We start from the raw sequence: 16,243 nt of genomic DNA on the forward strand, positions 1-16,243 counted from the left end.
CGTCTGATTCGCGCCCGCATTTCGGCCGTTTAGGTAGGTCGAGCGGAATGCCCAAAGCCGAGGTTCCGCTGCACGCCTGAGGCACTTCTTGTATGGGTGGCAAGCAGCCATTCCGGACGCCCGACCATGGTACCTGCTTTGTCGCGCAGCCGATACAAGCGAGGCTCTAAAGCCACCTTCTCACGTTACGCGCGTAGTCGTCGAAAGCCGGGCCGAACTGGCGGCGCATCTTGGCTTCCTCGAAGGGGATATGGACCCAATTCGCGGTAGCGAACACCAAGATGGGGGCGACGAACATAAGAATGGCGCCCGTCGCCACAGCCACACCGAGGCTGAGGACGACGAGGCCCAGATACATGGGATTGCGGGTGAACTGAAAAGGTCCTCCGGTGACCAGCTTATTGTTGGTTCCCGAGGTGGGATTGATCTGGGTGCCCTCACGTCGGAACAGTATCAAGGCCCAAACTGGAGCAAGGAAACTGACCGCGATGAGCCCGATCCCGACGGAGAGGCTATGAACCCGAGGTACGGCGGGCCACGCGGCCAAGTAGCTGGCGCCCGCAGTAAGGATCAAAAAGAGAAGTGCCCATATCGGCGGCGGAAGCTTCAACATATTCGTTCACCTCGCGGGCGCGACCGGCGCTCTATTGCCGGCACTGGGAGCGACTATAAGGAATGTTGCCCCTCAAGGCCATTTGCGGCCGCTATGGGTCGGAACCGGCCGATCAGCAAAGCGCCCCAGGTCATTGAACGACCGCCCGCTGTTGTTGCAAAGCGGAGGTAACGCAGTGACAACGCGGGTTAGCGAGCCTACGGGGCCTGGACCTTGGTTTCGTCGACGATTATCTCGGCGCGATTGAAAACCCAGAGGCCCGGATGGAAGAAACTATTAACATCGACAATCGCCGCGATTTCGGCCTCTGGGCTATCGAGGTAGCGAAGCAGATCGTTAGCGACCAAGGCTTTGGACCTGCTCGGGCTGCTCGCGACGGGACCGAGGATCAGGCTCGCACGGCCGGAAACGCTCTTGGGCAGGCAATCACGCAGGCGTTGATGGAGGTCTATGACGGACTCCTAAGCGGCAAGTCAGAGTGATAGCGCGCCGAGGCGGCGGCCGGGATTTCGACCCTTGTTCCGCCTCGGCGACCACGCCGGCCCAGCCCATCCGACGCTGCAGCGATACACGGTTCCGCGACCGCCACGACGGGTAACGAGCAAGAAACGTGCCTGCGAAATCGCATCAAAATGGAACAGGTGTAGACCGTTACCACTGGGCCGGAGGCACGTGAGACGGGCGTCTAATTCGCGCCCGCATAGGATAAATCCATGTCGGCCTCTACCCTGCCAGGATCTTGAGTTTGATGTGCAGCCCTTGGAAATCTCTTCGATTCAAGACAAGATCATCACGCTCTAGTGTCTGGGGGGATCTCCGATGGAAAACCATGAGCCGTTTTTGCGCGAGGCGATTGCGCTCTCGAAATCCTCGATGGACGGCGGCAACGAACCATTTGGCTCGGTGCTTGTGAAGGACGGCGAAGTAATCCTTCGTGCCGAAAACAGTGTCTTCACCGGCCACGATATGACGAACCACGCCGAAATGAACCTAGTTAAACTGGCGGCACAGCAGTACGACACGGCTTTTCTCGGTGACTGCACGCTCTACACCAGCACGGAGCCGTGCGCGATGTGCTCCGGGGCGATTTACTGGTCGGGCATCGGGCGTATGGTGTTTGCGTGCTCCGAAACGCGGCTTGGCGAGATCGCTGGGATTGGATTGAACGTGCCGAGCCGGGCGGTGTTGCAAACCGGCGCGCGCAACGTCACCGTGGTTGGCCCGACGGGCCTCGAAGACGAAGCTGCTAAAGTCCATCAGGAATTCTGGCCGAAGCATCTGGGCAAGGCATAGTCTCTTTCGTCCGAAATGCCGCTGGGCGATGGTGCTGGATACTTATCGCGCAAATGAATGTCCGCTCAGGGTGCCTTCCTGCGAACGCTGTCATCGTATCTCGACCCATTCTCCTGGCTTCCTTTGAAGCTATTGAGGGAATGCCGTTTGACTCCTCCGCTGGCGCCGGTTCACTCGACGCTGGCCGCCATCCCACTCTCGGTGCGGCCTCGTAGCGGCTTTTCCGGCATGCGGAGGAAAGCGATGAGCGCAAGTGCCATGGCGGCGGCGCAGGCGAGGAAAATGTAGGCGAATGGCGTTGTAGATATGGCTGCGGTATTCGCGACCTGCAGGCTCTCGCCACCGAGCGGCAAACGGTGACCGAGCGCGATGGCGCCGAGAACCGCAACGCCGAGCGCTCCGCCTAGCGACCGCAGGAAGGTTAGAACGCCGGTCGCGACGCCGAGATGGGCCTGATCAACTGCATTCTGGACGGAAACGGTGGCGACCGGAAATGTCGCTCCGGTGCCGAACCCCGCGCCGACAGTCAGAAGCTCCAGCACAACCAACGACGAACGTCCGGTCAGAAACGCCAGCGTGGCGAGACAAATCGAACTGAACAGAGCGCCGGCAACGGCGATCGTCTTGTAGCGGGCAACCCCTGGGATCATCCGTCCGCTGATCGTTGCCCCAAGCACCGTGCCCAGGAGTAGGCCGAGCATGGCAATACCGGAATTGCTTGCGGAGAGGCCAAGAAACGATTGCATATAGACCGGAAGGTAGACCGACAGACCGATGTTGGCGGCCTGCACCATGAACATTGCCAGCGTCCCGTACCGCACGACAGGATTGCTGAGAACCTCAAGCGAGATCAGCGGTTCGACCGTGCGTCGCAGCCGCAGGCCGAACATGACCCAGAGGGTGACCGAAGAACCTAGCAGCCCGACAATGGCCGATGACATCCACGAATAGCGGCTCCCACCCCAGTTGAGGGCAAGGAGCAACAGCGCGGTCGCGACGACGAGCAGCGTCGCGCCGACGGCGTCAATGCGATGCGCGCGGGCCATGACGGGCAGCTTCTTCAACGGATTGCTGATGATCGCCAGCGCCGCCAGCCCGAGCGGAATGTTAATCCAGAAGATCAAAGACCAATGGAGATGTTGGGCAAACGTGCCGCCTAAGAGCGGCCCGGCGATGCTTGCCACAGCCCATGTGCCAGAAACCCAAGCGGCATAGCGCGCGCGTTCGCGTGGTGGAACGAGGTCGCCAATAACCGTTTGCGAGAGTGCGAATAATCCGCCGCCGCCCAGGCCCTGCACCGCACGGCCGATGATCAGCACCAGCATGTTAGGAGCCACCGCACTGATTAGTGACCCCACAAGGAAGATAGTCACGGCGGCAAAAATCGTCGAACGCCGGCCATGGACGTCCGATATCTTGCCGTAAAGCGGCGCCATCGCCGTCGCAGTCAGGAGATATGCTGTCACGACCCAGGAAAGGTAGTCGGCGTGCCCGAGCGCCTTACCGATCGTGGGCATCGCAGGCGCAACGATCGTCTGGTCGAGTGCGGCGAGAAGCATGGATACGAGAACACCTCCGATGATGACGTTCTTCTCCCGCTCCGACGGGGCGGGTGGAGCCAGGGGGACTTCATTCAGACGGGTTGTTTCATTCATTACTTAGTCCATTTCCGTTTCCCGCAGCGTCGCCGGGCCTTAGCCGCCACGAAGCCCTATCGCGATAGAGAGCGAACTCCAATCCCTTTAGCGACCAAGGCACTGCCAAAGCTAGCTTCCAAGATGCCGAAGCTGCTGGATAGCGGGCCGGCCGGTTCCGGCCCTTGCCGGCCAGAAGCCGAGAACGGAAATTATTTCCGCTTGACGCGCCAAAACCGGTCATTTGTTAAGCGGTTCAGTCGATGTGACGGACTGCCGGAAGCCGATAGGTGCCATCGAGTACGGATGTCTCGGGCCATAGAGCCGCATTGTCAGGTTGAAGTCCCCCCTCTGGCGCTGGCAACCAATTCGCGACGGCTGACGGCCTATCCTTGTGGATCAGGATCGTGAGTGATCCGTCCGCCTCTTTCTTCAAACCGTCGGTTGTGCTGCCGATGCTGTACCGCTTGAAATCATTCTCCACGAACAGCATGTCGGCAGCATACATCGCCATATTTCAGAACACCGAAACGGGCGGAAGCTCGCCGGCGTCAAAGTGGAGGACGTACTTGTTCGCACCGTTTAGATGCGCTCCGTGGTCATCGACGCTGGTGTTGGGATAGAGAACCTGATCGGACAACTGAGCCCCGATCTCATACTTGGCAAGCGCGGCCCGAAGACCGGGATCGTAGCCTGCGCGGCCGCCAGCGAACGTATACTTCCAGCCATTCACGATATTTCCGGCCGCTGCCATTTGGCGCCGCATTTTCAGCGGCTCCCGCAAGACCACGCTTGGTCGGCTCATCGATGGAGTTCACATCAAACCCTGCTCCGACACTCAAGCCAATTTGACGGAAAGAGGCCACAAGTGCGTCTTCGGAATCCTCGGATGTAGGCAGCGCGATCTTCATCGCTTGTCCCAATTCATCGAAATAAGCCAGTGCGGAGAGTGCCTTGCTACTGGGCGCGACGAGAAATGGTTTCTCGGCAGGCGGAGCTCATAGGCGAGGCCGTAGCGGAGATAGGCCGACAGCGGCATCATCCGGAAGCCCCTCTGCGTCTCTACCGCCTTGGGCAGATCAGCTTCGCCGTTGGCGAGAATCCTCACCGCCGCGACGCCACGCTCTGTCCGGCTCTCGATCCGTGGCATGTCGCCGGGAACGTGTCCCCTAAAATCTGGCCCAGTTACGACGTAGATTCCGGGCTCGGCTCCACGCGTGCCGCCAATGTTTCGTGCGATCTCGTCGAAGAAATCGCCGACCTGCACGATATACCAGCGTGGGCTTTGGATCGGTCATCATAGAAAAGGCCTTTCCACCCAAAGCGCAGTCCAGTTCAAGATCGGAATTCCGACCGGAAGGCCTAAGGTTCGAACTTGTTTTCAACCTGGTGGAACCCGAACGAAACGGGGCTGTTTAGAAAGAAAGGTTAGGAAATCCGTGGGACAGCGCATCAAGCCAAAAGTACTTGTGGTCGAGGACGAACCGCTGCTTCTGATGATGGCGGCCGCTCTCGTTGAGGACGCTGGCTTCGAGGCAATCCAGGCCAGCGACGCCGACGAGGCGATACGACTACTGGAGACCATTCCCGACATCCGGATTCTCTTTACCGATATCGACATGCCAGGAAGCATGGATGGGCTCAAGCTGGCGGCAGCAGTGCGAAATCGCTGGCCGCCGATCGAGATCATCGTAGTGTCGGGGATGACGCGCCCGCCCGCCTCGAGCCTCCCGGATCGCGGCGTTTTCTTTGCAAAGCCGATTGACGCCCAGGCGGTGACGCGAACCCTCGTCGCTATGGCTGGGTAAGTCAATTCGTGCACAATTACAAATCAATCCGCGGGTAGTCGGCTGCCAGGTATGGATAATAGGCGTCACAATGGCGCCGTCAGCCTTGCCGCGGCATAGCCCACCGTCGCGGCCGTGGCGGTGAGTGCAATGCCCCAAAGAATATCCGCGAAGCTGGTGGTGACCGGCCAACTCTTCAGCGTCGCGAGGTTTGTCAGGTCGTATGTACCGTAAGCCACCAGGCCGAGAACGGCGCCTGCGGCGAGCGCCTTCGCCCACCCGCCGCCGTGAAGGGCCGGTAGGATTGCGAAATAGAGGATGCCGCCGACATACAGGGCATAGAAGACGCCCGCGGCGACCAGATTCGGCTGTTCCAGCATCAGCGGTCCCAATTGCTGGCGATAGAAATCACGCGCGAGCACGGCGATCCAGAGATAGTCCAATCCGAGGAAGACGACGGCCGTTGCCGCATAGGCCGCGAGATAGGTGAGTATCATCTTGTTCCGGGCTTCCTTCGTCGGGTTTTCATATCTTCAGGAATGGCTGCGCGAGGCGAACAATCCAGTTCGTGAATCTCAGCGGCGCCTCGGTGATCGCCAGGCAGATGCAGTCTTCGTCATCGAGGGCGATCGGCTGGTGCACGAGCGTGTCGTCGGCCTCCTCGACATCGCCTCGACGGAAAATCCGGTGGCCGTCTCTGAAGGCGCCTGTCAGCACCAGGGTGAGTTCCCTGCCCCGGTGCGTGTGTTCCGGGACCGGCTTGCCGCGTGGGATCCTCAGGAGCCTCGCCTGCGTCGAGCGGTCGTCGGTCGGAATAAGAATCTGGTAAGCGCCTCGACCGAGCGCGCGCCATTTGAGATCGTCGAGATCGCCCCCGAGATAGGAACGCAAAGGCTCTGGCAATACCCGCGGGCCGATCTTGCTCCCCTCAGTTGTTGCAACAGAGCCGAACGCCCGGTCTTCACGTTCCAGGCGATGCCGCATCAGCTCCCATGAACCGGGTTCGGATACCGGACGCTGCTCGAAGTGCTCTAAAAACGCGCCGCCAACTTCCTCCATTGCTGCCAGGCGATTCCGGCAGGAAGGACACAGCGCCAGATGCGATGCGACCGCGAGGCTCCACCCTTCGGAAAGATTGCCAAAGGCGAAATCGAGGAGGAAGGCGTCGCCGATATGATGGCTTGTGGTCATCGCCTCGTCTCCAGTGCTGTCCTCAGCTTTTCGAAGGCGAGCCGGATGCGCGATTTGACGGTGCCGAGCGGCAAGGCGAGCTCCCTGGCGATGGTGGAATGCGAGGCTTCGTCGAAGAAGGCACGCTTCAGAATGTCGAGTTGCTCTTCCGGCAGTGTCCTCATGGCCTCGCGCAAGTTCTCGGCGTCCTGCCGCCTTTCGACTTCCACGTCCGCCGGCGTCGTTTCGTCGGCGACGAAGGCAGGATCGTCGGCGTCGAACATAGGCCGGCGTCGGCGATGCGCGTCGATGCCGAGGTTACGCGCGATCGTGAATATCCAGGACGAGACGCTGCCTCTTGCCGGATCGAATTGCGCCGCCTTTTTCCAGACCGACATCATCGCTTCCTGCATGAGTTCCTCGGCGGCCTGGGCGTCCTTCGTTTTGGCCGCCATGTAGGCGCGCAGCTTTGGGCTATAGTGCCGGAAGATGACCTCGAAGGCGTCGATGTCACGCTCTCGCCCGACCGACGCAAGAAGCGCGGTCATGGCTTCGTCCGAAAGCTCTTGCTCGGTTCGATCCATGTAGGATTGCTTTGTCCTTGCATGATGCATTGACCACGCCCTCGCCAAGGAGACGGGCGAGGCATAGTTCTGACATGTTCCATGGCGCAATGAAATGCTTGGGGTCATGCGCAGGATTACGTCTGCGGCTAGAAGCTGGATCAATCGAGAGAAAAAAAGACTTGATCCGCCAATCCATTCCCATCGGCCCGCCGTAACCATGATGAGGGCAAGGGAGCGGCATATGCGAACGAAAAACGATGCGCGCATCGCGGTGATCGGAGCAGGGATTAGCGGCCTGTCGGCTGCGTGGCTGATGTCCAGGCATCGCGACGTCACGTTGTACGAGGCCGCCGATCGGCTCGGCGGCCACGCCAACACAGTGCTGGCGCCTGCGGGTGATGGCGCCGTCGCAGTTGACACCGGTTTCATCGTCTACAACGACCGCAACTATCCCAATCTCGTTGCGCTGTTCGATCACCTGCGCGTGCCGACCTCCCCTTCCGACATGTCCTTTTCCGCGTCGATCGACGACGGCGCCTTCGAATACTCCGGCACGGGATTAGCCGGGCTCCTCGCGCAGACATCCAACGCGGCCAAGCCGCGCTTCTGGAGGATGCTTCGCGATATCGCCCGCTTCTATCGCGAGGCAGAGGGGCTGCTTGCGAGGTCCGACCTTCAGTCGGTCACGCTCGGTCAGTATCTCGAACGCGCCGGCTATTCGCAGAGTTTCGCAGACGATCATCTGCTGCCGATGGGTGCTGCGATCTGGTCGACGACGGCGGACGATATCCGCGCCTACCCGCTGCATGCCTTCATCCGCTTCTTCGTGCATCACGGGCTGATCCTGCTTGCGGGGCGGCCCCGCTGGCGGACGGTCCAGGGCGGAAGCTGCGAATATGTGAAGCGGCTTGTCGACGATTTTGCGAGCGAGCTGCGCCTCGGTTGCCCGGTTGCCCGGATCGTTCGCGATGGCGATGGCGTTCTCGTCAGGGATGCCAAGGGAAACGTCGACAGGTTCGCCGAAGTGGTCATTGCGACCCATGCCAACGAGGCGCTGGCAATGCTCGATGATGCCGACGAGGCCGAGCGGGATATCCTGCAATCCTTCCGCTATACGGAAAACCTCGCGGTCCTGCACGGCGATGTCGCACTTATGCCGCGCCGCAGACGGACATGGTCTAGCTGGAATTATATCGCCGCGAAGACGCAGGCGACCAAACGCCCGCTCTGCGTCACCTACTGGATGAACCGCCTGCAGAACCTCGACCCAGCGCACCCTCTCTTTGTGACGCTCAATCCATGTCGCGAAGTGAGGCGCGATGCCGTTATCGGCACTTACCGCTATTCTCACCCACTGTTCGACCACAGGGCGATCGTGGCCCAAAAGCGGATATGGGATCTGCAAGGTCGCAGGCACACCTGGTTCGCAGGCGCGCATTTCGGCAGCGGCTTTCACGAGGACGGGCTGCAGGCGGGCCTTGCGGTCGCCGAAGCACTGACGGGCGCCCGCCGGCCGTGGACGGTCGCGGACCAGTCCGGCCGCATCTTCATCGACGACACGCGGGCAGCAGCGGAATGACCCAGCATTCGGCCATATACGAAGGCGATGTCCTCCACGTGCGGCACCGCCCCCATGCGCACCGGCTGCGCTATCGCGTCTTCTCGCTGCTGCTCGATCTCGACGAACTCAGCGATCTTTCCAAGAGCCTTCGGTTCTTCGGCTACAACTCGGCGGCCGTCTTCAGCTTCTGGGACAGGGATCACGGCCTCGGCGAGGCGGGTGGGCTGAACGCCTGGCTGTCGGAACGTCTGGAAGATGCCGGCATTTCGTCCGCAGACATGCGCATCCGGGTGCTCTGTTATCCGCGGATCTTCGGCTACGTCTTCAATCCGCTGACGGTGTATTTCTGCGAAGCGCTGAGCGGAGACTGCCGGGCAATTCTGTACGAGGTGTCCAACACATTCGGCGAACGCCACACCTACATCATTCCCGTCGAGCACGGCGGGGCTGGCGTCGAGCGCCACACCTGCCGCAAGCGGATGTATGTGTCGCCCTTCATGCCGATGGATTGCACCTACGGCTTCGACGTCAGGCCGCCCGGAGAAGAGGTCCGGATCGGCATCCACGAAGAGGATGCGGACGGCCCGCTTTTCTTCGCCTCCTTCCACGGCAGAAGGAAAGCGCTTTCAGATGGCGCGCTTGCGCGCGTCCTGTTTCGCTATCCGCTGATGACCCTCAAGGTGATCGGTGCCATCCATTGGGAGGCGATGCGGATCTGGTTGAAAGGCGTGCCTTTTCAACGCTATCGGCCAAAACCACAACCGTTCACGAGTTCCGTCGAGGGAGAAAAGCCTGAGGTTCTGGTTGCAAGGCGCAGGAAGGCATGAAGCGCAGGCCGGCTCGACAGCTAGTTTATTCGAGTCCAGCCGACGTTCTTGCAAAGAAGCCCGCCGAGCATGCACCCCTTCGTTGTCATGCTGTTGCCGCTCACTGTAAGATCGATCCTGTAGTTCAGGTTGCGCTGCGGATCGAAGGCCGAGCCTGAATATTCGCCGTCTGAGACCGGCTTGATCGTCATCACAAGCATGTCGCCGGCCTTCTCGTTCGAAATCCCCGGCCTGATCCAGGTGTTGGTCACGCAGACATTGGCGCCGCAGCTTGTGATCTTCACGCGAGCGACGCCGTCGCCGCGCGCCCATTGGCCCTCGAGATCGCGGGCTTGCGCCACGGTGGCAAACGTCAGCAGGACGGGCACCATGATCTTCGCCAACTTGCTCATCGTTGTGTTTCCACAGCCGCCTCTGGGATGTCCGGGGCGTCGCAGTGTTCAAGGACATAGAGCCCGACGTCGATCGCCCCCTCCTCGAAGCCCGCCTCGCAGTAGCAGAGGTAATATTGCCAGAGTCGGCAGAAGCGGTCGTCGAAGCCAAGCGCGGCGATCATCGGCCAGTGTGCGTGAAAGCGGCTGCGCCACTCGGCAAGCGTTCGGGCATAGGATTGGCCGAAATGCTCAACATGCGTGAGCGTCAGGCCGGCGCTGGCAACCGCAGCTGCGAAGGCCCTGTCCGAGGGCAGGAAGCCGCCGGGGAATATGTATTTCTGGATGAAATCGGTGCTGTGCCGATATTGAACGAAGCGCCCTTCCTCGATCGTGATGATCTGCAGGACGGCCTTTCCATCCTTCTTCAGGCAACCCTTCAGCGCCTGGAAAAAATCCGGCCAATAGGCTTCGCCGACGGCCTCGAACATCTCCACCGACACGATACGATCGAACTGCCCGCCGAGATCGCGATAGTCCCGCAGCCGGAGGTCAACTTGCAGTGCCCTACCGGCCTTTGCGACCAGACCGCGCGCCCAGGAGAGCTGGGAAGGCGACAGGGTTACGCCCGTGACCCGCGCATCGCTCGCCTCGGCCAGGTTCAGCGCAAGGGCGCCCCAGCCGCAACCGATCTCCAGCACGCTTTCGCCGCCTCCTAGCTCCAGCAGGTCTCGAATCCTATCGAGCTTGCGCTGTTGCGCGGATTCGAGCGTCGGCGTCGCGTCATCCCATATCGCGGAGGAGTAGAGCATCGAGGGATCGAGCCACCGACTGTAGAACTCATTTCCGAGGTCGTAGTGGGCTTCGACATTCCGCCGGCTGCCGCGCCGCGTGTTCGAGCGCAGCAGATGGGTGAGCCGGTGAACGATCCGCATCGGTCCGGTCCCGCGGATCGCCGGTGCCAGAGCCGCGAGGTTACGTGCGGCGAAGCGGACAACGGCCGTGAGATCGGACGTGGTCCAGTCGCCGTCGACGAAGGCATCCGCAAAGCCGATGTCACCGCCGATCATAATGCGGCGAAGCATGCGCCAGCGCTTGACGACGATCACGGCGTCCGGCCCCGCTTCCCGGCCCGCCCTTTCCACAACCGCGCCCGAAGGCAGCACGACGGTCAGCCTTCCGTGGGCGATCTTGCCGAGTAGCCGGTCGATCAGCCGGAGGCCGATTTTGAAATGGAGCCCCTGCACGACACCGGTCGCGCCGGTTTCAAAGGAGGCCTGTTCGTTCCAACTCTGTTGGCTCATGCGATCCCCGTCACTCCCAAGTTTTGCGACTGACCTTGAATACGAGGGCAACCGGCGAAAGGTTTTCCGCCGGCCGAAAAAAATTTCGTCCTGCCGTTGGCGCGGGAGAACCAGCCGCGACCAGGGCACGTAGAAATGAAGAGTGTGGCCGGCGCGGAAGGGTTGACGGAATTGTTGGTGCTCGTTGCGATCGCGATCGGTCTATCGCTTGCCATGACTGGTGCATGGGCGGTGCAGCGCGCGACGCGTCAAAGCGGCTGGATCGATATGATCTGGTCGTTCGCCGTCGGCCTCGGGGGCGTCGCGGCAACCGTTCTTGCCGATGGCGACGTGGCGCGCCGTGCAGTCGCATGCGCGATCGTCGCCGTCTGGTCGCTCCGGCTGGGCCTCCACATCGGCGCGCGCACGTGGAATGGGGCAGAGGATCCACGCTATGCGGCGCTTATCGAAGAATGGGGTGCGGCGGCTGCGTTCCGCCTGTTTATTTTTTTGCAGGCTCAGGCGCTTGCGGCGTTTGTGCTCGTCGCAGCGGTCTATCTTGCCGCCGCCAATCCCGTGCCTTTCCCGCATCCGCTCGATGTCACAGCCGTCGGTCTCGCAGTCGTGGCTCTTGTCGGAGAAGCGGTCGCCGACGCGCAGATTGGGCGTTTTCGCAGGACGCAGGCAGCAAACACCGCCGTCTGCGAAACCGGGCTCTGGCGCTACTCGCGACACCCCAACTACTTCTTCGAGTGGCTAGGATGGTGTGCCTGGCCGCTCTTTGCGCTCTCGGCTGGAAGCCCCTCGAGCACTTTCTCGATACTCGCGCCGGCCCTGATGTACTGGCTACTGGTGCACATCTCCGGCATTCCACCGCTGGAAGAGCACATGCTGAAATCGCGAGGCGAGACGTTTCGTGCGCTGCAGAGCCGCGTAAACGCGTTCTTTCCCGGTCCCAGAAGGAAGCGAAAACCGACATGAACATGCTTGCCCTTGCCATCAACGCGGCAGAGCGCATGCCGCTGCCCGACACCGTGACGCTCGCCGGCATCGATCTTCTCTGCAGGCGGACGATCGTAAGGCTTGATCGCGAGCCGATCGAACGCGAACTGGCATTCTTGGCATCCATGGCGGATTTCCCAGTAGCGATCCACGCCGATGACGCAAACCGCCAGCACTACGAATTGCCGCCCGAATTCTTCTCACTGGTACTCGGGCCGCACAGGAAATATTCAAGCTGCCTCTATCCCCCCGGCAACGCGACGCTTGCCGAGGCCGAGATCTGCGCGCTGGCAGAGACGGTTGCGCACGCCGATATCCGCGATGGACAGTCAATCCTCGAACTGGGTTGCGGATGGGGCTCGCTGTCGCTTTATCTCGCGGAACGCTTTCCGCATGCACATGTCACGTCAATCTCCAACTCGACCGCCCAGCGGCGCCATATAGAGGCCGAGGCGCGAGCGCGCGGCATCGACAATCTCACCCTCGTCACCGCCGACATGAACGATTTCTCGACTGGCGAGACCTTTGATCGGGTCGTTTCCGTGGAGATGTTCGAGCACATGTCGAACTGGAGGCTGCTGCTGGAACGCGTGCGGGGCTGGCTGAAGCCGGACGGCCGGTTCTTCCTGCATGTCTTCGTCCACAAGTCTCGATCCTATCGCTTCGATACCGCCGATGCCACCGACTGGATCGCTCAACACTTCTTCACCGGCGGCCTCATGCCGGCCTCGGATCTGCCCCATCGCTTCGCCGACCTGTTCAAGGTTGAGGCGGAATGGCGTTGGTCCGGCTTGCATTATCGCTGCACGGCGCTCGACTGGCTTGCGAATTTCGACCGGCAAATCGACCGGATCGACCCGATCCTACGCGCCGTCTACGGCCGGGACGCCATGCTCTGGCAGCGGCGCTGGCGGCTGTTCTTCCTCGCGACGGCGGGGCTGTTCGGCCACGAAAACGGCGAAATCTGGGGCGTCGGCCACTACCGGCTCGCACCGGTGTGCCGCTAGATGGCAGCGTCTCGGGCCCATTTCGACCCCCTGACGTCGGCGACAGTCACCACCACCTGGGTCGTGGCAGCGAACAAGCCGTTCTACCCGATATACATCTGGTGGCTGGTGGGGAGCGGCATTCAGGCGTCGCTCGGCACGCTCGTCGCCTTGCCTTTCCTCCTCGCCATTCCCCGCCTCGCGCGCGTCTCGCCGCTCGCCGCCCGCATGGCGCTACCGATCGTCGGCACGCTCGACACGATTTTCGCAACCAAACTCTTCGGCCAGGCCTCGGGCACAGAGCTTTTTCTTGCCCCGTGCATCATGCTCGCCGCGCTGAGCTTCACCAACGCTGAAAAATGGTTCCAGCGCGGTTTGGCCGTATCGATCTTCTGTGCCTTCGCACTGGCCCGCAACTTTCTTGGCGATGCGCTGCAAGTCTGGACAGACGCGGACCTCCGAACGCTCCTCGACCTCAATGCCTTCGCGGTGGCGTGCCTGACGACCTTTATCGCAATTCGTTATGCCGGCATCAGCAGATAGGCCGCCCTGCCACACCGGCCGAGGCGATTTTCGGCGCCCAAGCGCGGGCGCTATCGTCTGCGCCTCATCACTTTCGCGTTTAGGTGGGCAACGAGTTGATCCAAAATCGTCGGGCGACCGTAATGAGTTTCGTCGAGACGCAACAAGAGGATTACCCATATGGAAAAGATAATTCTCCTTGGGTTGTTGGCCGCTTCGGCCGCAGCAACTCCCGCGCTTGCAATCAGCCGCTACGACACGAGGTCGTATACATGTCCGCAGACGCAAGCACTGATCGACCAGCAGAACGCCGTCATATTGCGCTATCCGGCTCAGCGCACCAGCAATATGACGCTCTACGATCGCTATGTCTCAGACAGTCGTTCCTGTGCTTCGGGATTCTACGCATCTCGGACCTATATCCCAACGAAAGGCAGTTCGAGTTGCGCCGTCTACACCTGTCGAACGACGACCGATCTTTGCGACAGACCGTGAACTGAGGTTGCGAGGCGGTGCGATGCTGGGTCGCAGCCGTTCGAGATTTTCGCCGCTGCCGTCTTGCCGATGTCGACCGCCTCGATTACGCGGGCGTCCTTCGAGACGCCCGTTACGCTTGCGCCGTTGCTATAGCCTAGACGACCTCGAAGGTTCCAAAAACTTGTAGCAAGCACGCCCAACATATCAAAGTTAATTGTGCGAGGCCCTCTGGGAGGGATAATCTGAATTATTGGCGCTGGGCCGCCGCAGAAGGGTTGCACCTGAATTGGACTCTTTCCCCCACACGGCAATTTTGATTGTCGAAGACGAACTCCTGATAGGGCTTGATCTCGAAGACACTCTTTCCGTCGCTGGATTTACCGAGGCGAACATCTGCACTTCATGCGCGGAGGCGATGGCGTCCCTGAGCGAGAAGACGCCATCCATTGCGCTGCTCGATATCCAACTGAAGGATGGGCAGTGTGTGGATGTCGCCACCGAATTGGAAAGGCGGGGCGTTCCCTTTATTGTCTGCTCAGCCTCGCTGAAATCCGATGTCCCGAAGATTTTTCTAAGGGCTCAGTGGGTTTCAAAGCCCTGCGTTGAAGCGGAGCTCCTCACCGCTGTTCGGAACACTATCTATGGTGGTAGTGCGAGGACGCAGGGTCCTGCTATGAAAAACTAGAAGCCGAACCGGCTAATTGGCTTACGGAGACTTCACCTAGCCGGGTCGCGCACGATTGAGTTCCTTAAGGTGAATATAGGCTAGGTCGCCGCAATCGGCGGGTAGAAATACTCGATGGAGTGGCCGCTCATCTGATGGTTTCCGCCCTTTTTTGACATGATCTCGCCCTTAGAGAGCGCAGAGCGATTGATCTACGTTTGGCCTTAGCCCGACGGTTATGGCCGGCGTCGCGGACGCCGGCGATGTATCCGAACGGATGTCGAAGCTTTGATTCTATTGCGTGACTAGCTAACTAACAGATGGCTGTCGACCTCGGTGACACCGGGCACCGACCATGCGGCGTACTCAGCCATGCTGCGCTCGACCCAGGTGCGAACAACACCTTCCAAAACGACGTGATTGTCAACGACCTTTACGTTAATCCGACTCGCCTCGATTTCGGCGCTACGTCGTAGTGCATCCTCGATGCGACTCCTGACGTCCGATACAGATTTGGATTGTGCAACGGTGATCAGGTTGGCCACGCCAACCACTCCGCCAAGCTTTATAACAGCCTGCTCGGCTGCCATGCGCTGGAATTGCCAGGGTACTTCGCCGGAAAGCGTTATCCAGCCTTTTTGCACTTTCACGTCGATTGCGGCGTCAGGAAGAGCAGTGTCCCAGGAGATAATATCGAGCGCGCGGGAGGCTATCTCATCGTCGGCATGGTGCTTATGCTCAGGATGGCGAACCTCGACTTCTTCGGCGACGGCGCGGACACCCCTTACACGCTTGACAGCGGCTTCGACTGCATTCTTCTCAGGATAGCTCTTGACGTGCCCACTGAGGGTGACGATGCCGTTCTCCACGGCAACTCCGATGTTAGCAGCATCGACGCTTGGATCGAACTCCAGTTCAGCAAGAATTTCTCTACGCAATTCTATATTGGACATCGTGTGTCTCCATTGCTGTGACGTGGTTACGCCTTAGAGACTTGCACCTTCTGACACGTGCATCATTGCGCTTTATCAATGCCACTAGCGGAGCGGGTCTGTGCTAGCAAAAAAGAACGGGTGGCCACTTGCCGTTTAACGTCGACAGTGAAGGGGCCACGGGCCGACTATGACTGTCCCCCGAACGCGCCCGCGCCCGTGAGGCTCGCGTCACGTATTAGTTCATACTTGACCTGAGTCACTCTGAGGTCTCGATACCAATCGACCAACGCTCCCCATGGATCGGAAACCTTGTTGCGTCCGGAGACGAATGCGACGACCGCGCCAATCTCGGTTCTCCCTGTCACGACGTAATAGCCGCCAAGCGCAAATATGCAGGCGTAGCCTGTTGATTTGCGCTGAGAGTTGACCCGGGATTTGCACTGAGAAGTGACCCGCCTTTTAGGTATCGTTCGTGTCGGTCGTCGTGGTCAAGCTTCTCCGTTTCTCCTTTGCCGTTTTGGGTTCATGTGCAGAACTATTTTTGAAGCGGAA

The 16,243-nt window shown here is 60.3% G+C and carries 21 protein-coding genes and 1 pseudogene; 10 read left to right on the top strand and 12 right to left on the bottom strand.

Annotated features, from left to right (window positions below):
• Positions 1-166: 166 nt before the first annotated feature.
• Positions 167-613, bottom strand: coding sequence for a methyltransferase family protein (locus AB4048_RS20915; RefSeq protein ID WP_442203903.1), 447 nt, complete (start codon positions 611-613; stop codon positions 167-169).
• 263 nt (positions 614-876) lie between these two features.
• Here AB4048_RS20915 and AB4048_RS20920 point away from each other — a divergent pair, with 263 nt between their 5' ends.
• Positions 877-1,095: a hypothetical protein gene (locus tag AB4048_RS20920; protein ID WP_442203904.1), complete on the top strand. Its 219-nt coding sequence runs from the start codon at positions 877-879 to the stop codon at positions 1,093-1,095.
• 337 nt (positions 1,096-1,432) lie between these two features.
• Positions 1,433-1,906 carry a nucleoside deaminase gene (locus AB4048_RS20925; protein WP_442203905.1) on the top strand — a complete coding sequence of 158 codons (474 nt, stop codon included), beginning with the start codon at positions 1,433-1,435 and terminating at the stop codon, positions 1,904-1,906.
• A gap of 170 nt (positions 1,907-2,076) precedes the next feature.
• Here AB4048_RS20925 and AB4048_RS20930 read toward each other — a convergent pair whose 3' ends face one another.
• The 4 genes from AB4048_RS20930 to AB4048_RS20945 all read right to left on the bottom strand — a co-directional run bounded on the left by AB4048_RS20930 (position 2,077) and on the right by AB4048_RS20945 (position 4,807).
• On the bottom strand, positions 2,077-3,561 hold the full coding sequence (locus AB4048_RS20930; RefSeq protein WP_442203906.1) for an MDR family MFS transporter: 1,485 nt from the start codon (positions 3,559-3,561) through the stop codon (positions 2,077-2,079).
• Between the two features lie 235 nt (positions 3,562-3,796).
• A complete protein-coding gene (locus AB4048_RS20935) occupies positions 3,797-4,048 on the bottom strand; it encodes a DUF1214 domain-containing protein (RefSeq protein ID WP_442203907.1) in 252 nt (83 codons plus the stop codon).
• A 9-nt stretch (positions 4,049-4,057) separates the two neighbouring features.
• Entirely contained in the window at positions 4,058-4,306 is a 249-nt protein-coding gene (locus tag AB4048_RS20940; RefSeq protein ID WP_442203908.1) for a hypothetical protein, read from the bottom strand.
• 141 nt (positions 4,307-4,447) lie between these two features.
• Entirely contained in the window at positions 4,448-4,807 is a 360-nt protein-coding gene (locus AB4048_RS20945; protein ID WP_442203909.1) for a DUF1254 domain-containing protein, read from the bottom strand.
• A 184-nt stretch (positions 4,808-4,991) separates the two neighbouring features.
• Between AB4048_RS20945 and AB4048_RS20950 the strand changes: the two genes are divergently transcribed.
• Positions 4,992-5,348, top strand: coding sequence for a response regulator (locus AB4048_RS20950; protein ID WP_442203930.1), 357 nt, complete (start codon positions 4,992-4,994; stop codon positions 5,346-5,348).
• A 65-nt stretch (positions 5,349-5,413) separates the two neighbouring features.
• Here the strand turns inward: AB4048_RS20950 and AB4048_RS20955 are convergent, their stop codons facing one another.
• From AB4048_RS20955 to AB4048_RS20965, 3 genes are read right to left on the bottom strand one after another with little or no spacing between them, the layout of a single operon-like run.
• A complete protein-coding gene (locus AB4048_RS20955; protein ID WP_442203910.1) occupies positions 5,414-5,824 on the bottom strand; it encodes a DUF2177 family protein in 411 nt (136 codons plus the stop codon).
• Positions 5,825-5,852: 28 nt separating this feature from the next.
• Positions 5,853-6,518 (bottom strand): ChrR family anti-sigma-E factor, encoded by a 666-nt coding sequence (locus AB4048_RS20960; RefSeq protein ID WP_442203911.1) that lies wholly within the window; start codon positions 6,516-6,518, stop codon positions 5,853-5,855.
• Complete coding sequence (locus AB4048_RS20965; protein WP_442203912.1) at positions 6,515-7,045, bottom strand: sigma-70 family RNA polymerase sigma factor; 531 nt, start codon at positions 7,043-7,045, stop codon at positions 6,515-6,517. The genes AB4048_RS20960 and AB4048_RS20965 overlap by 4 nt, the downstream gene beginning before the upstream one ends.
• Before the next feature lie 259 nt (positions 7,046-7,304).
• Between AB4048_RS20965 and AB4048_RS20970 the strand changes: the two genes are divergently transcribed.
• A complete protein-coding gene (locus AB4048_RS20970; protein ID WP_442203913.1) occupies positions 7,305-8,642 on the top strand; it encodes an NAD(P)/FAD-dependent oxidoreductase in 1,338 nt (445 codons plus the stop codon).
• On the top strand, positions 8,639-9,451 hold the full coding sequence (locus tag AB4048_RS20975) for a DUF1365 domain-containing protein (RefSeq protein WP_442203914.1): 813 nt from the start codon (positions 8,639-8,641) through the stop codon (positions 9,449-9,451). The genes AB4048_RS20970 and AB4048_RS20975 overlap by 4 nt, the downstream gene beginning before the upstream one ends.
• Before the next feature lie 20 nt (positions 9,452-9,471).
• Here the strand turns inward: AB4048_RS20975 and AB4048_RS20980 are convergent, their stop codons facing one another.
• The gene (locus AB4048_RS20980; RefSeq protein WP_442203915.1) at positions 9,472-9,843 is read right to left on the bottom strand and encodes a DUF2147 domain-containing protein; all 372 of its coding nucleotides are present in this window, start codon (positions 9,841-9,843) and stop codon (positions 9,472-9,474) included.
• Complete coding sequence (locus tag AB4048_RS20985; protein WP_442203916.1) at positions 9,840-11,126, bottom strand: class I SAM-dependent methyltransferase; 1,287 nt, start codon at positions 11,124-11,126, stop codon at positions 9,840-9,842. The genes AB4048_RS20980 and AB4048_RS20985 overlap by 4 nt, the downstream gene beginning before the upstream one ends.
• A gap of 135 nt (positions 11,127-11,261) precedes the next feature.
• Here AB4048_RS20985 and AB4048_RS20990 point away from each other — a divergent pair, with 135 nt between their 5' ends.
• From AB4048_RS20990 to AB4048_RS21010, 5 genes are all read left to right on the top strand, one after another.
• Positions 11,262-12,086 (top strand): DUF1295 domain-containing protein, encoded by an 825-nt coding sequence (locus tag AB4048_RS20990; protein ID WP_442203917.1) that lies wholly within the window; start codon positions 11,262-11,264, stop codon positions 12,084-12,086.
• Positions 12,083-13,114 carry an SAM-dependent methyltransferase gene (locus tag AB4048_RS20995; protein WP_442203918.1) on the top strand — a complete coding sequence of 344 codons (1,032 nt, stop codon included), beginning with the start codon at positions 12,083-12,085 and terminating at the stop codon, positions 13,112-13,114. Before AB4048_RS20990 ends, AB4048_RS20995 begins: the two co-directional genes overlap by 4 nt.
• Positions 13,115-13,636: a hypothetical protein gene (locus AB4048_RS21000; RefSeq protein ID WP_442203919.1), complete on the top strand. Its 522-nt coding sequence runs from the start codon at positions 13,115-13,117 to the stop codon at positions 13,634-13,636.
• Between the two features lie 159 nt (positions 13,637-13,795).
• Positions 13,796-14,110 carry a hypothetical protein gene (locus AB4048_RS21005; RefSeq protein ID WP_442203920.1) on the top strand — a complete coding sequence of 105 codons (315 nt, stop codon included), beginning with the start codon at positions 13,796-13,798 and terminating at the stop codon, positions 14,108-14,110.
• A gap of 232 nt (positions 14,111-14,342) precedes the next feature.
• Positions 14,343-14,777 (top strand): response regulator, encoded by a 435-nt coding sequence (locus AB4048_RS21010; RefSeq protein ID WP_442203921.1) that lies wholly within the window; start codon positions 14,343-14,345, stop codon positions 14,775-14,777.
• A gap of 284 nt (positions 14,778-15,061) precedes the next feature.
• Here the strand turns inward: AB4048_RS21010 and AB4048_RS21015 are convergent, their stop codons facing one another.
• Positions 15,062-15,709, bottom strand: a complete 648-nt coding sequence (locus AB4048_RS21015) for a BON domain-containing protein (RefSeq protein ID WP_442203922.1) — start codon at positions 15,707-15,709, stop codon at positions 15,062-15,064.
• Between the two features lie 167 nt (positions 15,710-15,876).
• Positions 15,877-16,095: pseudogene (locus AB4048_RS21020) on the bottom strand (ABC transporter ATP-binding protein); the annotation flags it as partial.
• Positions 16,096-16,243: the final 148 nt, after the last annotated feature.

Origin of the sequence: Rhizobium sp. RAF56 (assembly GCF_052113965.1) — a bacterium.
Taxonomy (GTDB): Bacteria; Pseudomonadota; Alphaproteobacteria; order Rhizobiales; family Rhizobiaceae; genus Rhizobium.

Coding starts and splice junctions, on each gene's coding strand:
- AB4048_RS21015 (WP_442203922.1), bottom strand. CDS start 15,709: ATGTCCAATATAGAATTGCGTAGAGAAATTCTTGCTGAACTGGAGTTC.
- AB4048_RS20975 (WP_442203914.1), top strand. CDS start 8,639: ATGACCCAGCATTCGGCCATATACGAAGGCGATGTCCTCCACGTGCGG.
- AB4048_RS20960 (WP_442203911.1), bottom strand. CDS start 6,518: ATGACCACAAGCCATCATATCGGCGACGCCTTCCTCCTCGATTTCGCC.
- AB4048_RS20965 (WP_442203912.1), bottom strand. CDS start 7,045: ATGACCGCGCTTCTTGCGTCGGTCGGGCGAGAGCGTGACATCGACGCC.
- AB4048_RS20935 (WP_442203907.1), bottom strand. CDS start 4,048: ATGTATGCTGCCGACATGCTGTTCGTGGAGAATGATTTCAAGCGGTAC.
- AB4048_RS20980 (WP_442203915.1), bottom strand. CDS start 9,843: ATGAGCAAGTTGGCGAAGATCATGGTGCCCGTCCTGCTGACGTTTGCC.
- AB4048_RS20990 (WP_442203917.1), top strand. CDS start 11,262: ATGAAGAGTGTGGCCGGCGCGGAAGGGTTGACGGAATTGTTGGTGCTC.
- AB4048_RS20985 (WP_442203916.1), bottom strand. CDS start 11,126: ATGAGCCAACAGAGTTGGAACGAACAGGCCTCCTTTGAAACCGGCGCG.
- AB4048_RS20930 (WP_442203906.1), bottom strand. CDS start 3,561: ATGAATGAAACAACCCGTCTGAATGAAGTCCCCCTGGCTCCACCCGCC.
- AB4048_RS21005 (WP_442203920.1), top strand. CDS start 13,796: ATGGAAAAGATAATTCTCCTTGGGTTGTTGGCCGCTTCGGCCGCAGCA.
- AB4048_RS20915 (WP_442203903.1), bottom strand. CDS start 613: ATGTTGAAGCTTCCGCCGCCGATATGGGCACTTCTCTTTTTGATCCTT.
- AB4048_RS20970 (WP_442203913.1), top strand. CDS start 7,305: ATGCGAACGAAAAACGATGCGCGCATCGCGGTGATCGGAGCAGGGATT.
- AB4048_RS20920 (WP_442203904.1), top strand. CDS start 877: ATGGAAGAAACTATTAACATCGACAATCGCCGCGATTTCGGCCTCTGG.
- AB4048_RS21000 (WP_442203919.1), top strand. CDS start 13,115: ATGGCAGCGTCTCGGGCCCATTTCGACCCCCTGACGTCGGCGACAGTC.
- AB4048_RS20940 (WP_442203908.1), bottom strand. CDS start 4,306: ATGCGGCGCCAAATGGCAGCGGCCGGAAATATCGTGAATGGCTGGAAG.
- AB4048_RS20995 (WP_442203918.1), top strand. CDS start 12,083: ATGAACATGCTTGCCCTTGCCATCAACGCGGCAGAGCGCATGCCGCTG.
- AB4048_RS20925 (WP_442203905.1), top strand. CDS start 1,433: ATGGAAAACCATGAGCCGTTTTTGCGCGAGGCGATTGCGCTCTCGAAA.
- AB4048_RS20955 (WP_442203910.1), bottom strand. CDS start 5,824: ATGATACTCACCTATCTCGCGGCCTATGCGGCAACGGCCGTCGTCTTC.